The sequence below is a fragment of the Streptomyces sp. NPDC060209 genome (assembly GCF_042728155.1).
Lineage (GTDB): Bacteria > Actinomycetota > Actinomycetes > Streptomycetales > Streptomycetaceae > Streptomyces.
On record NZ_JBHWZS010000220.1, the window covers coordinates 1 to 14,342 of the forward strand.

The window sequence follows — 14,342 nt, forward strand, 5'->3', positions numbered from 1 at the left end:
AGTTTGGAGTGCTCGCCACCCTGTCAAGGTGGAGGCCGCGGGTTCAAATCCCGTCAGGACCGCAGTAGACGAAAGCCCGGATCCCCTGGATCCGGGCTTTCGTGCGTCTTGACGCCGCCCCCTGTCGCGGGTAACTCCGTAGGACGGAGTCCGCCCCTGTTTCCCTCGACGGGGCGGCCGGGTCCACCGGGAGGCCGCACGCATGTCTGCGCCCACGGAAAGGCACGAGACCCGCGCGCTGCTGCGCGCCCATCTGGCGGCCGCTTCCGGCTACCGCCACCTCACCCGGCACTGTCCGATCTGCTACCGCCTGCTGCGGCTCGCCATGGAGCCCCTGACGGCCCCACAGGCGCCGTACGCGCCCCAGGAGCCCGGCAACGCGGCCGAGCTGCCGTCAGCTCCGGAGGCAGCCCCCGACGGCGCCGCGAGGGGAGCCGGGGCGGCGTCCGTCGCGGCCCGGCCCCCGACGGACGGCGACGCCGCCGGCGCGGACGACCGCACGGGCCTCGCCAGGGACCGCCCCAGAGGTCACCCCGAGGACGAAAGTCCTCCCACGACATGACCATCTGCCGCAGCCGAGCGCCCTCGCACAGTGGCAGGCTCGTAGTTGGCAAGACCACGCCGGTGTGACGGGAGTCACCGAATCAGTTTTTCGGAGTGGGTACTTTACGCACTTCCTACAACTGGCGAATTTAATATGTGCAATTGCACTGCCCCGGAAGCACATCCCGGACCGTTCCACCCGAGCTGCCCCACGACGCCCGGGACCCGGGCGAACAGTCCCGAACAGCCCCGCCCACAGTCGCACGCGGCCTCCTCGCAAACCGACCCGTCGGCAGGTTCGGGCGCCCGCTCGGACGGTTCGGGCACCCTTCGGGCACCTCTCCGCAGGCCCCGGGCTCCGTCCCGGGACGCCTCCCCACCTCCCCGGACACAAAAAGATCGCGCTGGACCCGGCGGAGTCCAGCGCGATCGAACGACGTACCCGCATGTCACAGGCATGGCGCCCGTTGGGGCGGGCACCCGTCGTGTGGAGCTATGAGTGGGACACCGGGGGTTGGGGGACCCTCCAGCGCCCTGTTGTGGCTGCGGCGACAGGGGTGTGTCAGGCCTCGCTGCGCTGCTGCGGAATACCCGCAAGCAGTGCGCGGACCTCTGCCTCGCGGTACCGGCGATGCCCACCGAGCGTGCGGATGGACGTGAGCTTGCCAGCCTTTGCCCAACGGGTGACCGTCTTCGGGTCCACGCGGAACATCGTGGCAACCTCAGCCGGGGTCAGCAGCGGCTCGGCATCAGGGGTGCGAGCGGTCATGAGCGGCCTCCTCGGGAGAACCGAACCTTCTCGGTTCTTTCCTCTAAATTCTGCACCTTGACCCGCGTTGCCCGAAATGGCGGACGCGGGCCGAGTCGGTTATAGGACGAACGGCTTGTCCTCGGCACTACAACTACACCATCCGTCCAGCCACGTCGGCCAAACCGATGGAATTGCCCTCCCAGGTGTTCATCAGCGACGGAAGCCGATGGACCATGCCATAGCGGACAGTCACGCCCCAGTAACGATCAGTCACAGGACAACCAGGAGTCGTCAGAAGTCGTCAGACCCCCCATAGCGTGCAATGCTGAGCATTCCACCCATAGTTGGGCGGACAGAGTCCTCCCCGGACTCCTTGTCCTATTTTGGCATGAGGAGTAGGGAAGGGCGCAAGGGCCCCGTTAGTGCTATCCGTCACGCTTGAGGCAAAGGCCCGGTTCGGGACGTAGGTCCCGGGCCTCACGAACGGCTCCCTGCCTCACCTGTCGCACGCGTCACACCCGGCGCGGGTTCACTGCCCGTCAGTTCCCCTCAGGACATCTCCGTTCACCTCCGCCGGGCTCCCTCGGCGTCCACGGATGTCGGACACCTCACAGGATGTCTATTCCCTGCCGATAGCGCCTCTATGCGACGGTGCGTTCCAATTCACACCGCTTCGGGCTAGTTGGAGGATTGTAGGTCGCGTACCGCTCGCCAGCGGTCGGCGAGGCGCCCGTAGGCGACACCCGCCGCATCGCTGTCCCCGGAGCGCAGCGCCGCGATGCCCTCGGCCACATCCGCGGCCGACCGGTCCGCGGCGAGCTGCTCGCCACTCAGGGCGTGGACCAGGCCGCCGTAGTCCAGCTCGACCATGGCGCGCGGATGGAACTCCTCCAGCCAGCGCCCCACCTCCACCAGCCCCTCGGTCAGCGGCCCTTCGTCCACGGTCTCCCGCAGTGTCCGCAGAGCCCTCGCCAGCCGGCGCCGTGCCTGCACCATCGGGGTCCGGTAGCGCAGCAGCCGGCCGTCGCCCGCGGCCCCTCCGGTCACGTACTCCCGCTCCTCGTCGTCGAACAGGACGAACCAGCGCACCGGCACGTGCCACACCGTGGTCCGGATCCAGGGACGGGCGTCCGGGTTCCGCTCCGCCCACCGCTCGTGGTCCGCCGCCGCCTGGCCCCGGACGACCGGGGGCAGCACCGCGTCCAGCACGGTGGCCGGAAACAGACCCCCCAGTTCGCTCATTGCCAGCCAGCCCCGCATCCGGGTCCTCCACGGGCAGACGCAGACCACCCCGTCGAGCAACGCGACGAAGGCGTCCCCGCTCTCGTGCACAGGCACCGCCACCGGAGGGGTGGGAACCAAGTCAGCCAGCGAGCGGCGCAGTTCGTCCTGGGCCGTGGGGAGGTCCGCGCGCTGCGCGTAGCGCGTCCAGTGACCCCGCTCGGGTTCGCGGAAGGCGGCGAGCGGTTCGTACACCCGCAGGTAGGACGCATAAGGGACGAGCACCGAAGACACCACCGACATGCGGTAAATCGTGTCACGCCCGTACTCCACAGGGGGGTGATCCCGGGGAGGGGAACAGATCTACGTGTCACGAGGACTTACGCTCTTGCCCAGTCGGACCGGCCGGAGCCGGTCCGTCCGGGACCCTCCCCACCTTCAGGAGGGTCTTCCGCCGCTTCGTACTTGGGAGTCACCACAGTGACCGATGTGACCGGCGTACCTGTCGACGTGCTGCGCACCCTGTTCCACTCGGATCAGGGGGGCCACGAGCAAGTCGTGATCTGCCAGGACCCTGCCAGCGGCCTCAAGGCCGTCATCGCCCTCCACTCCACCGCCCTGGGCCCCGCCCTCGGCGGGACCCGCTTCTATCCGTACGCCTCCGAGGAGGAGGCCGTGGCGGACGCGCTGAACCTGTCGCGCGGCATGTCGTACAAGAACGCCATGGCCGGGCTCGACCACGGCGGCGGCAAGGCCGTCATCATCGGCGATCCGGACCGGATCAAGTCCGAGGAACTGCTCCTGGCCTACGGACGGTTCGTGGCCTCGCTCGGCGGGCGCTACGTGACCGCGTGTGATGTCGGCACGTATGTGGCCGACATGGACGTCGTCGCCCGGGAGTGCCGCTGGACCACCGGCCGCTCCCCCGAGAACGGCGGCGCGGGCGACTCCTCCGTCCTCACCGCGTTCGGCGTCTTCCAGGGCATGCGGGCCTCCGCACAGCATCTGTGGGGCGATCCCACACTGCGTGGCCGCAAGGTCGGTGTCGCGGGGGTGGGCAAGGTCGGCCGCCATCTGGTCGAGCACCTGCTGAGCGACGGCGCCGAGGTCGTCGTGACGGATGTGCGCGAGGAGTCCGTGCGCCGGATCACCGACCTGCACCCCGAGGTCTCCGTGGCCGTGGACACGGACGCGCTGATCCGGACCGAGGGGCTCGACATCTACGCCCCGTGTGCGCTCGGCGGCGCTCTGAACGACGAGAGCGTGCCCGTGCTCACCGCCAAGGTGGTGTGCGGCGCGGCCAACAACCAGCTCGCGCACCCGGGCGTCGAGAAGGACCTCGCCGACCGATCGGTTCTGTACGCACCGGACTACGTGGTGAACGCCGGTGGCGTGATCCAGGTCGCCGACGAGCTCCACGGTTTCGACTTCGACCGGTGCAAGGCAAAAGCCACGAAGATCTTCGACACCACGCTGGCCATATTCGCACGTGCGAAGGCGGACGGGATTCCGCCGGCTGCGGCGGCCGACCGGATCGCCGAGCAGCGAATGGCCGACGCCCGCCGTCGCTGACACGTCACAACGGTGTCGAGCCTCCGTCACCGGGCTGTGCGTAAGGCCCGGTGACGGAGGCGCCCCTCACCGGGCGGGGGCGGCCGGCGGGCCGGAGGGAGACAAGACTCACTCCGGTCGGCGGGTCGGCCGTCCACAAGAGGTTAAAATCGGGCTTGACCAGTGAGGACGGGCTCCTCTGCGGTCCTGCGAGCAGGCGCGTGATGCGGGCGGCGTACCGTATGGCCGAGGAAGCAGGTACCGTTAAAGCCACGGGCGCGGTCTCTCTGCCGAGAGTCCGTCCTGAAACATGAACGCGTGTCAAGACTCTGGGGCCGTCGAGCCCCGTCACCGAGGGGGTCGAGCCATGGGGCGCGGCCGGGCAAAGGCCAAGCAGACCAAGGTCGCCCGTCAGCTGAAGTACAGCAGCGGCGGGACAGACCTGTCGCGTCTGGCCAATGAGCTGGGCGCATCACCTTCGAGTCAACCACCGAACGCCGAGCCGTTCGAGGACGACGACGAGGAAGATGACCCGTACGCACAGTACGCGGATCAGTACAACGACGACGAGGACGCGGACGAGGACGACCAGTCCGGTCCGTCGTCACAGCGCCGCGGCGCTTGACCTCGCGCTGACACATCAACCCGGTCCGGGCCCGCCCGGACCGGGTTCTGTGCTGTCCCGGTACGGAGAGGCGGAGCGTCCCGCAATCGTTCCGGCGAGCGGCGCCGACCGTCGCTGGTCCGGTGGTGTGCCGGACCGGCGGTCATGGCGTCCTACCGTGCGTAGCTGCCGGTCAGCTCGGCGCCCGTGGCGTGGTCGCCGCGCTCGGTGATCTCACCGGCGACCCAGGAGTCGACACCCCGGTCGGCCAGCGTCGTCAGAGCCGCGTCCACCGAATCGGCCGGGACGATCGCGATCATTCCGACGCCCATGTTGAGCGTCTTCTCCAGCTCCAGCTGCTCGACCTGCCCGGCCTTGCCGACCAGGTCGAAGACGGCGCCGGGCGCCCAGGTGGCACGGTCGACCGTGGCGTGCAGCCCGTCCGGGATCACCCGGGCCAGGTTGTTGGCCAGACCGCCGCCGGTGACGTGGCTGAAGCCGTGCACCTCGGTCGTGCGGGTCAGCGCCAGACAGTCCAGGGAGTAGATCCTGGTGGGCTCCAGGAGCTCCTCGCCGAGCGTCCTGCCGAACTCCTCGACCTGGCGGTCCAGGGTCCAGCCGGCCCGGTCGAAGACCACGTGGCGCACGAGCGAGTACCCGTTCGAGTGAAGACCGGACGATGCCATCGCGATCACGGCGTCACCCTTACGGATACGGTCCGGACCCAGCAGGCGGTCGGCTTCGACCACGCCCGTACCGGCACCCGCGACGTCGAAGTCGTCCGGGCCCAGCAGGCCCGGGTGCTCGGCGGTCTCGCCACCGACCAGGGCGCAGCCCGCCAGGACGCAGCCTTCGGCGATGCCCTTCACGATGGCCGCGACACGCTCGGGATGCACCTTGCCGACACAGATGTAGTCGGTCATGAAGAGCGGCTCAGCACCGCAGACGACCAGGTCGTCGACGACCATGCCGACGAGGTCGTGCCCGATGGTGTCGTACACGCCCATCTGCCGGGCCAGATCGACCTTCGTGCCGACGCCGTCGGTGGCGGAGGCGAGCAGCGGGCGCTCGTAACGCTTGAGCGCGGAGGCGTCGAAGAGGCCGGCGAATCCGCCGAGGCCGCCGAGGCCCGCGACCTCGGGGCGCTGCGTCTTCTTCACCCACTCCTTCATCAGCTCGACGGCGCGGTCACCGGCTTCGATGTCGACGCCCGCCGCAGCGTAGGAAGCACCTGTTGTCTCAGACATTGCCCGGGATCTTTCGTGTGGGAATACGGGGCTGGTGGGGAAGCAGCCGGTCGGTCCGGGTCACGGACGACGCAGCGCGTCGGCCGCCGCAGTCGCGGCGGGGCCGGCCGCCAGCTCGGTCTCCAGCAGCTGCTTGCCGAGCAGCTCCGGGTCCGGGAGCTCCATCGGGTATTCGCCGTCGAAGCAGGCGCGGCACAGATTCGGCTTGGCGATCGTCGTCGCCTCGACCATCGCGTCGAGCGAGATGTACGAGAGGGAGTCGGCACCCATGGAGGTGGCGATCTCGTCGACGGACATGCCGTTGGCGATCAGCTCGGCGCGTGTCGCGAAGTCGATACCGAAGAAGCAGGGCCACTTCACGGGCGGGGAGGAGATCCGGATGTGGATCTCGGCGGCACCCGCCTCGCGGAGCATCCTCACCAGGGCACGCTGGGTGTTGCCGCGGACGATCGAGTCGTCGACGACCACCAGGCGCTTGCCCTTGATGACTTCCTTGAGCGGGTTGAGCTTGAGCCGGATACCCAGCTGGCGGATGGTCTGTGAAGGCTGGATGAAGGTCCGGCCGACGTAGGCGTTCTTGACCAGCCCGGCACCGAACGGAATTCCGCTCGCCTCGGCGTAGCCGATGGCCGCGGGGGTTCCGGATTCCGGCGTCGCTATGACCAGATCGGCCTCGGCGGGGGCTTCGGCCGCCAGCTTCCGGCCCATCTCCACACGGGAGAGGTAGACGTTCCGCCCGGCGATGTCGGTGTCGGGACGTGCCAGATAGACGTACTCGAAGACACAGCCCTTGGGCTTCGCTTCTGCGAACCGAGAGGTGCGCAGGCCGTTCTCGTCGATGGCGACGAGCTCACCCGGCTCGATCTCGCGGACGAAGCTGGCACCGCAGATGTCCAGGGCGGCGGACTCGGAGGCCACCACCCAGCCACGCTCGAGACGGCCGAGGACCAGAGGGCGGATGCCCTGCGGGTCGCGGGCGGCGTAGAGCGTGTGCTCGTCCATGAAGACCAGCGAGAAGGCGCCCTTGACCTCGGGGAGCACCTTTGCGGCGGCCTCCTCGATGGTGAGCGGCTTGTCGTCGTCATCTCTCTGGCCGGCGAGCAGCGCGGTCACCAGATCGGTGTCGTTGGTCGCCGCGACCTGAGTGGCACGGCCGTCCTTACGAGGAAGGTCGGCGACCATCTCGGCGAGCTGGGCCGTATTGACCAGGTTGCCGTTGTGACCCAGGGCGATCGAGCCGTGCGCGGTGGCACGGAACGTCGGCTGCGCGTTCTCCCACACCGAGGCACCGGTGGTGGAGTAGCGGGCATGACCGACCGCGATATGGCCCTGGAGCGATCCCAGAGACGTTTCGTCGAAGACCTGCGAGACCAGTCCCATGTCCTTGAAGACCAGGATCTGGGACCCGTTGCTCACTGCGATGCCCGCGGACTCCTGTCCACGGTGCTGCAGGGCATACAGTCCGAAATAGGTGAGCTTGGCGACCTCTTCACCCGGAGCCCAGACACCGTAGACGCCGCAAGCGTCCTGGGGGCCTTTCTCTCCGGGGAGCAGGTCGTGGTTGAGTCGTCCATCACCACGAGGCACGCCACCGAGTGTAGGCGAGATCGACCACCGGTCCGAATTGGGTGACCACCCGGCACCGGTCGCGGGCGAGACTGCGGGGCACTTTCCGCGAGGGCCCGGGGCGGGGTCGGACGATCACTCACGGTGATCGCCGCGACGTCCCCGTTCCGGCCTGGAAGTGCCTCAGGGCCGCCGAGGCCCGGGATGGGCGGCGGTTACCGGCGAGTCCGGCAAGTCGGCGGCCCCGCGCCGGAATCGCCCCGCTCGTGGCACTCGGTGAGCCGGGGCGGACCGCGGGGCAGGCGGTGGCCGAACGCTCGTTTCGTGGCGAGCCTCACACCGCGAGAGCTCGGCCGAAGCCCCCTCAAGGCACTCCGGAGCTTCCCGCCGTCCTCGGTGCCGGCCCGGCGTCCCGCCCGGACCGGAACGCGGCCGGGCACCCCGACGGGCGCGTGAGACGACTGTCCGCAGTGCGAGACCACCGTTGACAGGCTCATGGCCCCGTTGGCAGGCTCCTTCCTCATGCAGCCCCTCGGTGATCGTTCGGTCACGCTCGTGGAGCGCCGCCACGTCGATCTGGGACGTGTCGCGAGCGCCATCTGTCGCTGCGCCTGAGCCTGCCGCGCCCCGGAGCCTCCCGCAGGGCTTCCTTCCCGGACTCCGGCACGCGTGTACGCGTTTCCACTCTTCTCCCTTTCTTCCCCTCATGACCGGTTGCGCCCGCCTGCGCACCCATTTCTGACGGGGCCCGTCGCGCCCATCCCCCTCGCGCCCCGTTCCCCGCACGGCGCCCGAGGCCCGCCCAGGAGACCTCATGACCTCTAACGATTCGAATGCAGGTTCGGATAAGCGAGTCGACTCACCGCTGAGCCGCCGCGCCTTCACCACCGCGGTGGGCGCGACCGCCGCCACCGCCGCCGTCGGAATCCAGGCCGCCGCCCCGGCGGCCGCCGCTTCCGGGGCGTCTGTTGACGAGGCGACGCGGGAGCGTCCGTTCCGCGCCGCCCGCGGCAAGCACTCACGCCGTCCCAACATCCTTTTCATACTCGGCGACGACCTCGGCTGGGCGGATCTCTCCTCGTACGGCGCTCCGCACATCCGCACCCCCAACCTGGACAGGCTCGGGCGCCAGGGCGTGCGCTTCACGGACGCCTACTCCGGGTCCGCCACCTGCTCACCCACCCGGTTCAGCCTCTACACGGGGCGCTATCCGGGGCGTACGAAGGGCGGGCTCGCGGAGCCCATCGCCGACAGGTCGGTCGGGCTGGAGCCGACCCACCCGACGCTGGCGTCCCTGCTCCGCGGCGCCGGCTACTCGACCGCGTTGATCGGCAAGTGGCACTGCGGATACCTGCCGGACTACAGCCCGACCAAGTCGGGCTGGGACGAATTCTTCGGCAACTTCGGCGGAGCCCTGGAGTACTACTCCAAGCTCGGCCTGGGTGGGGAGTACGACCTGTACGAAGGCGATGCCGAGTACAAGGACCTGCGCTACTACACCCGCGTCCTGACCGAGCGGGCGAGCGAGTACGTACAGCGTGACCACGACAAGCCGTGGCTGCTGAACCTGAACTTCACCACCCCGCACTGGCCGTGGATCGCCGACGGCGACACGGAGGCCAGCGCCGAGATCGTCCGCCGGATCAAGGCCGGCGACCGATCCGCCCTCTGGAACGCCGACGGCGGCTCCGTCGAGAAGTACACGGAGATGGTCGAGGACCTGGACCGCTCGGTCGGCGAGGTGCTGAAGGCGTTGAAGCGGTCGGGCCAGGAGGAGGACACCCTGGTCTTCTTCGCCAGCGACAACGGCGGTGAGCGGTTCTCCTACAACTGGCCGCTGTCCGGCAACAAGAGCTCGCTCCAGGAGGGCGGCATCCGCGTCCCCTCGGTGCTGCGCTGGCCGGCGCGCATCGACGGTCACCAGGTCAGCGATCTCCCGGTCTTCTCGCCCGACTGGACGGCGACCCTGCTGGAGCTCGGCGGGGCCCGGCCCGACCCCGCCCACCCGCTGGACGGCGTCAGCCTCGCCGGATATCTGCTCCGGGACGAGGCACCGAAGGAGCGCGACCTGTTCTGGCGGGTGCGCGGTGAGCGGGCGCTGCGGCGAGGCGACTGGAAGTACTACCGGGGGAAGAGCGGGGCGGACCAGCTGTTCAACCTGGCCGACGACCAGCGCGAACAGGCCGACCGCGCAGCGGCCGAACCGAAGCGGCTGGCCGAGCTGCGGGCGTCATGGGAGAAGACGGACGCCGGTCTGCTGCCGTATCCGACGGGTTCCTGAGGCTCCTCGTCCTCCCGGGCGCGTCAACTGCCCCGGCCGGTCAGTCCTTGGCCGCCGGGGCGGACGCGTCGAGGCCCTTGCCGCTCTTCGCATCGATCGACAGGGCGCGGTGGTCGATCTCGTACGTCGTCTTCCCCTCCAGCACTCCGAGCAGCGCGCGCTCCAACTCCATCTCGGGGCCCGGGCACATCTTCCGGGTGGAGGCGAGCGCACCGAAGGTGAGCGTGGAGCCGGTGACCGTCGCCTTGCCGTGGAAGGAGTTGCAGCCGAGATTGCCTTCCACCGAACCGTCCTTGCCGAAGGTGAGGTGCGCCTTGTTCTCCGTACCGGCGGGCAGGGAGGTGGCGGCGCTGCCGGACACGAGTCCGGTGACCTTCCAGGTGGTGCCGGTGAGCGGGGCGGGGGGCTCGGAGGTGAGGGCGATGGAGTCGCCCTCCGCGGTGGTCAGGCTCAGGGTCTTCTCCTCGCTCGGCCCTGCCACGGCCGCCTTGAGCTCGCCGTGGAAGGCCTTGCCCATCGCGTTCTCGAACTCCTGGACATCCTTCGCGCACGCCATCCCGGTGGTGGTGCCCTGCCCGACGGTGACCTTGTCGCCGTCCAGGCGGACATCGGCGGTGAACCGGTTGCAGCCGAGGTTGCCCGTGGCCTTCCCCTCGGAGTCGATCTCGACGTGTGCGCCGGCGGGGGCGGGGGTCTTCTTCCCGCCGACGGTCAGGGAGGACACGTTCCAGTGGACACCGGTCACGGGTGGTTCGGTCCGTACGGTGCCGCTGCCGTCCCCGGAGTCCTTGGGGTCCCCGGATCCCGCTCCGGAGCCCGACTCCGTACCGCAGGCGGCAAGGGTGAGGGTGGCCAGGACGGCTACGACGCTGACTGCCATACGTTGATTGCGCATGGCCATGGGACGGAACGACCGGCCGATCCGGTTCCCTTCAGCCCATCAGCGGAAGCAGCGGGGCGAGGTCGGCCCGCTCGCCGCTGGCGCTGACCTGCGCCGCTTCGAGCGCCTCCGTCCACCGCGTACGGCCGGTCGCCAGCCGGATCCAGGTGAGCGGGTCCGTCTCCACGACGTTGGGCGGCGTACCCCGGGTGTGCTTGGGGCCGCCGATGCACTGGACGACGGCGAAGGGCGGGACGCGCACCTCGACGGAGCCGCCGGGCGCCTTGTCGGCGAGCGCGTCGGCGAGCAGCCGGGTGCAGGCGGCGAGCGCCTGGCGGTCGTACGGGATGTCGAGGCCGGCGGCCCGGTGGAGGTCGTCGGTGTGGACGACGAGTTCGACGGTGCGGGTCACCAGGAAGTCGCCCAGCCGCATCGTCCCCGCCCGGGTCGTCACGAGCCGGTCGCCCGGGCTCCCTGCGACGAGCCCGGCGAACCGCTCGGCCGTCTCCTCGTAGAGCGCGCCGAGGTCGGGGCGGGCCGCGGCCAGGGTCCTGGCGTCGTCCGCGATCCCCTCGGCCCGTCCCGCCGTGGAAAAGGGCCACTCCAGCAGGGTGAGCTGCGGCTTGGCACCTGGCGGCTCCGGCCGCTCGAGTCCACGGCTGACCCGCTCCAGCGCCGCCGTCATGTGAGCCACGAGCTCCCGCACTGTCCACTCCCCCGGACCGGGCAGAGCGAGCTGCTCGGGCGTCAAGGTACGGACGGCGGCCTGTACGTGGGCGAACTGGGCCAGGACCGCGGTCCTGGTCCGAAAGACGTCGTAGGCGCGGGGGCGCTTCTTGGCCGGTGGCATAGGGGCGAGACTAACCGGCGGGTCCGACAGGGTCCGCGCGTGCCGACCGACTCAACTCCGCGCGAAGTCCGCCGCGTCGGGGAAGACGACGTCGGTGCAGCCTCGGCGATCGGTCGCATCGTCGACGTATGCCCGGAACAGTGCTTCCAGCCGGTCCCGGACTATTCCGTCGTAGGGATACGGCATCCACATCACGTGCACGGCGGGCCGGCCTCCGCAGACGGACGAGGCCCACCAGACCCCTTCCGAGTCGGTCCCCGCAGCGCCCGGGGCCAGCGCGGTCGGCTCCAGGATGTCGTTGCTCCTGAGCCCTCTCGCCCTGTCACCGACGTAGGTCTCGGTCTTCACCCACCAGTCGTGGTACTCCAGCACTTCCCTGAGGTCCACCGGGTCCTTCGCGGTCTTCGCGTAGATCGGCCAGATTCTGCGGATCTCCTCGTCCCCGACCGCGAGCACACAGGCGTCGTGGGCACTCGCCTTCCCGGCAGGCCCGCCCAGTGCCCTGTCGGGGAGCTGTCCGCGTCCCTGCTCGGCGGTGAAACGCCGGTACCAGGCGCAGGTTCCGCCCGCCTTCGTCGCGGGTCCCAGCTCGAGCTTCGGTTCGGCCAGCGTGGAGGGAAGCTCGGGAAGTCCTGCGGAACACCCCGTCCTGCCTGCGGCCCGGTCCGCTGCCTGACGCGCCAGGCCGGCGAGCGTGCGGCGGTCCCCGGAAGTGACCGGCTCGTCGTACTGGGCGACGGCCGTCGCCTCGATCGAAGAGACCTTGCCTCCGTTCTCGCAGATCGCCCGTGCCGTCACTCCGTACTCGTCGTACTCGCCCAGGCCACCGTCACCGAGCGGGTGGGGAGGAGCGTGCCGCACCGTTGGCGTGGCACTCCGGCTGCCGTCCCGGACCGCGGAACGCAGCGGCCCACTGCTCTCCTCGTCGACCTCGGTCCCCAGTCGCTCGGCCTCTTCGGCATCCGGAGCCACCGTGAACCGCTCGATGGCCATGGAGAAGTGCCCGTACGTCGTCCCCGGATCGCCCACCCGGTAGACGACACAGCCGCTGTAGGGCTCGTCGGTGGATATCTCGTAGTCGTCGTCGAGCTTGACCCGGTCGATCCCGTCGCCGTTCAGCCCGAGTACGGGGTCGGGGTCGATGAGGCCGCCGCACGCCGCCGTGATGCGCTCGCGGCTCTCCCCCCGGTCACGGAGATCGATGAACTCCATGACGAAGGCCCAGACACTGAGCCCGATACCGGCGACGGCGAGCACACACAGCAGTTTGTTGAAGATGTTGCCCCAGGGCCCGCGATCGGGCCACTCCCGGACGACACCGTCCTCTTGCTCATTGCCGCGCTCGTCCACCGTCGCCCCCCGTACGGCCCTGTGTTCGACGATCGCCAAGTTATCAGCCGGGACTGACAGCCCCCTCGGCCGTGAACGCCGAGCCGTTCGCCGGTACGCCGATGCCCCGCCAGGTGAAGGGGATCCCGCGCGCCACATCGAGGTCCGGGTGATCCATCAGCTGGAAGTGCACATGCGGCTCGCTGGAGTTGCCGGAGTTCCCGCAGCGGGCGAGCACCTGCCCCTCCCGGACGGTGTCCCCTGCCTTCACCTGGAGGGAGCCGCGGCGGACGTGCGCGTACGCGGCGTACGCGCCGTCGCCGATGTCGAGCACGATGTGGTTGCCGACGATCCTGCGGGCGCCGGCCATGTCGCGTACGAGTGCCTCCACCGCCATCAGATACGCCAGCGCCGGGCCGGAGTTCCGGCTGAGGTGATCGCGCTGGCCGTCGCTCACGTGCACGACGGTGCCGTCCGCCACCGCGACGAGCGGGGCGTCGAAGGCCGGGAAGTCGCGGTTGGGCCGGGCGACCGGCCACAGCCGGCGGAAGGGGGGACGGCTCCCCTCCTCCGGTTCGGCGACGATGTCGATCGCGTAGGACTGCCCGTAGCCGTGGGTGCCGTGGCTGGGGACCTTGTCCGCCGGGCTGTTGAGCGCGATCCAGCGTCCGGTCACCGGCGGCCCCACCTCGACAGCCGGCCGGTCCTTCGCCAGGTCCTCACGACTGCGGCGGCCCACCAGGAAGCCGATGAGGATCGCGGCCGCCGCGGGCACGAAGACCAGCCCGAACGGGACCAGCGAGTCGGCGAAGACGTCGACCAGAACCAGTGCGACGAACGCGAGCCAGCAGCAGCGGTAGAGGATCATCGCGGCCTTGCGTACGGACATGGGGTCCCCCTCGGTCTCGGCGTGCGGGTCTCACGGCCGAGCGGCCGTGAGCACCACCAGCAGCGGCACGACCCGGGTACCGGGCACCTCGTAGCGCCCGCGTCCCGTCGTGTGCAGCCAGCCCGCGCCGGTCAGCAGGCGCAGATGGTGGTAGATCTGGCCGGTCGTGCCCGTGTCGTCCAGGTCGGCCAGTTCGGCGGCCGTGCGGCGGCCGCCGAGGATCTCGCGGAGCAGACGAAGCCGGACAGGGTGGCCGAGCGCGGCCAGCGGCTCGGCGGCCTCCGCCCAGTCAGGGCGCTCCTCCTCCGTGCCGAGGAGGCCTGCGGTGAGCGCGCCGTACTGCCATTCGTAGCGCTCACCGGCCGGCAGCTTCACCGCGCCCGTGAACAGCACCCCGCCGTCGGCGGCGGCCTCCCCGACCTGTTCGAGCTGTTCCTTCAGCCCGTCCAGCGCCCAGAAGTCCCCGACGCCCAGCTCCGGCTTTCCGCCCTGCGCGGCCGATTCCAGCACCGCGAGGCGGCGCTCCAGTTCGGCAACGCGCTCCTCGAGCTCCATTGCATCCACCTTACGTAATTACGTAATTTTAATCAACAGATAGTGCGGGAACGCCGAAGCCCCCGTCCGGTCGGC

General features: G+C 69.8%; 14 protein-coding genes. 5 read left to right on the forward strand and 9 right to left on the reverse strand.

The window, feature by feature from the left end:
- Positions 1 to 202 precede the first annotated feature (202 nt).
- Entirely contained in the window at positions 203 to 562 is a 360-nt protein-coding gene (locus ACFWFI_RS31115; protein ID WP_387396631.1) for a DUF6274 family protein, read from the forward strand.
- Positions 563 to 1,105: 543 nt separating this feature from the next.
- Here the strand turns inward: ACFWFI_RS31115 and bldC are convergent.
- Entirely contained in the window at positions 1,106 to 1,312 is a 207-nt protein-coding gene (bldC, locus tag ACFWFI_RS31120) for a developmental transcriptional regulator BldC (protein ID WP_003949541.1), read from the reverse strand.
- Positions 1,313 to 1,972: 660 nt separating this feature from the next.
- Positions 1,973 to 2,818, reverse strand: a complete 846-nt coding sequence (locus ACFWFI_RS31125) for a hypothetical protein (protein ID WP_387396633.1) — start codon at positions 2,816 to 2,818, stop codon at positions 1,973 to 1,975.
- Positions 2,819 to 2,995: 177 nt separating this feature from the next.
- Here ACFWFI_RS31125 and ACFWFI_RS31130 point away from each other — a divergent pair, with 177 nt between their 5' ends.
- Entirely contained in the window at positions 2,996 to 4,087 is a 1,092-nt protein-coding gene (locus ACFWFI_RS31130) for a Leu/Phe/Val dehydrogenase (RefSeq protein WP_387396634.1), read from the forward strand.
- A 346-nt stretch (positions 4,088 to 4,433) separates the two neighbouring features.
- Positions 4,434 to 4,691 carry a DUF3073 domain-containing protein gene (locus tag ACFWFI_RS31135; protein ID WP_033296941.1) on the forward strand — a complete coding sequence of 86 codons (258 nt, stop codon included), beginning with the start codon at positions 4,434 to 4,436 and terminating at the stop codon, positions 4,689 to 4,691.
- Between the two features lie 152 nt (positions 4,692 to 4,843).
- On the opposite strand, the gene purM is transcribed toward ACFWFI_RS31135, so the two are convergent.
- The gene (purM, locus tag ACFWFI_RS31140; protein ID WP_387396636.1) at positions 4,844 to 5,917 is read right to left on the reverse strand and encodes a phosphoribosylformylglycinamidine cyclo-ligase; all 1,074 of its coding nucleotides are present in this window, start codon (positions 5,915 to 5,917) and stop codon (positions 4,844 to 4,846) included.
- A gap of 60 nt (positions 5,918 to 5,977) precedes the next feature.
- On the reverse strand, positions 5,978 to 7,504 hold the full coding sequence (gene purF / locus ACFWFI_RS31145; RefSeq protein WP_387396638.1) for an amidophosphoribosyltransferase: 1,527 nt from the start codon (positions 7,502 to 7,504) through the stop codon (positions 5,978 to 5,980).
- A gap of 501 nt (positions 7,505 to 8,005) precedes the next feature.
- On the opposite strand from purF, the gene ACFWFI_RS31150 reads away from it, so the two are divergent.
- Entirely contained in the window at positions 8,006 to 8,098 is a 93-nt protein-coding gene (locus tag ACFWFI_RS31150) for a putative leader peptide (RefSeq protein WP_352303411.1), read from the forward strand.
- A gap of 199 nt (positions 8,099 to 8,297) precedes the next feature.
- Complete coding sequence (locus tag ACFWFI_RS31155) at positions 8,298 to 9,764, forward strand: sulfatase-like hydrolase/transferase (RefSeq protein ID WP_387396640.1); 1,467 nt, start codon at positions 8,298 to 8,300, stop codon at positions 9,762 to 9,764.
- Between the two features lie 40 nt (positions 9,765 to 9,804).
- Here the strand turns inward: ACFWFI_RS31155 and ACFWFI_RS31160 are convergent, their stop codons facing one another.
- The 5 genes from ACFWFI_RS31160 to ACFWFI_RS31180 are packed head-to-tail and all read right to left on the reverse strand — an operon-like array spanning position 9,805 to position 14,267.
- The gene (locus ACFWFI_RS31160) at positions 9,805 to 10,665 is read right to left on the reverse strand and encodes an META domain-containing protein (protein WP_387396642.1); all 861 of its coding nucleotides are present in this window, start codon (positions 10,663 to 10,665) and stop codon (positions 9,805 to 9,807) included.
- A 31-nt stretch (positions 10,666 to 10,696) separates the two neighbouring features.
- The gene (locus ACFWFI_RS31165) at positions 10,697 to 11,494 is read right to left on the reverse strand and encodes a maleylpyruvate isomerase family mycothiol-dependent enzyme (protein ID WP_387396645.1); all 798 of its coding nucleotides are present in this window, start codon (positions 11,492 to 11,494) and stop codon (positions 10,697 to 10,699) included.
- A 51-nt stretch (positions 11,495 to 11,545) separates the two neighbouring features.
- Positions 11,546 to 12,883, reverse strand: a complete 1,338-nt coding sequence (locus tag ACFWFI_RS31170; protein ID WP_387396647.1) for a hypothetical protein — start codon at positions 12,881 to 12,883, stop codon at positions 11,546 to 11,548.
- 4 nt (positions 12,884 to 12,887) lie between these two features.
- Positions 12,888 to 13,712 (reverse strand): M23 family metallopeptidase, encoded by an 825-nt coding sequence (locus tag ACFWFI_RS31175; RefSeq protein ID WP_387396649.1) that lies wholly within the window; start codon positions 13,710 to 13,712, stop codon positions 12,888 to 12,890.
- Between the two features lie 30 nt (positions 13,713 to 13,742).
- Complete coding sequence (locus ACFWFI_RS31180) at positions 13,743 to 14,267, reverse strand: ArsR/SmtB family transcription factor (RefSeq protein ID WP_387396651.1); 525 nt, start codon at positions 14,265 to 14,267, stop codon at positions 13,743 to 13,745.
- Positions 14,268 to 14,342 lie beyond the last annotated feature (75 nt).

Bases quoted from the DNA above. Each gene is read 5' to 3' on its own strand.
- ACFWFI_RS31180 (WP_387396651.1), bottom strand. From the start codon at position 14,267: ATGGAGCTCGAGGAGCGCGTTGCCGAACTGGAGCGCCGCCTCGCGGTG.
- ACFWFI_RS31160 (WP_387396642.1), bottom strand. From the start codon at position 10,665: ATGGCCATGCGCAATCAACGTATGGCAGTCAGCGTCGTAGCCGTCCTG.
- ACFWFI_RS31115 (WP_387396631.1), top strand. From the start codon at position 203: ATGTCTGCGCCCACGGAAAGGCACGAGACCCGCGCGCTGCTGCGCGCC.
- ACFWFI_RS31150 (WP_352303411.1), top strand. From the start codon at position 8,006: ATGCAGCCCCTCGGTGATCGTTCGGTCACGCTCGTGGAGCGCCGCCAC.
- ACFWFI_RS31165 (WP_387396645.1), bottom strand. From the start codon at position 11,494: ATGCCACCGGCCAAGAAGCGCCCCCGCGCCTACGACGTCTTTCGGACC.
- ACFWFI_RS31155 (WP_387396640.1), top strand. From the start codon at position 8,298: ATGACCTCTAACGATTCGAATGCAGGTTCGGATAAGCGAGTCGACTCA.
- purM (WP_387396636.1), bottom strand. From the start codon at position 5,917: ATGTCTGAGACAACAGGTGCTTCCTACGCTGCGGCGGGCGTCGACATC.
- ACFWFI_RS31125 (WP_387396633.1), bottom strand. From the start codon at position 2,818: ATGTCGGTGGTGTCTTCGGTGCTCGTCCCTTATGCGTCCTACCTGCGG.
- bldC (WP_003949541.1), bottom strand. From the start codon at position 1,312: ATGACCGCTCGCACCCCTGATGCCGAGCCGCTGCTGACCCCGGCTGAG.
- ACFWFI_RS31175 (WP_387396649.1), bottom strand. From the start codon at position 13,712: ATGTCCGTACGCAAGGCCGCGATGATCCTCTACCGCTGCTGCTGGCTC.
- ACFWFI_RS31135 (WP_033296941.1), top strand. From the start codon at position 4,434: ATGGGGCGCGGCCGGGCAAAGGCCAAGCAGACCAAGGTCGCCCGTCAG.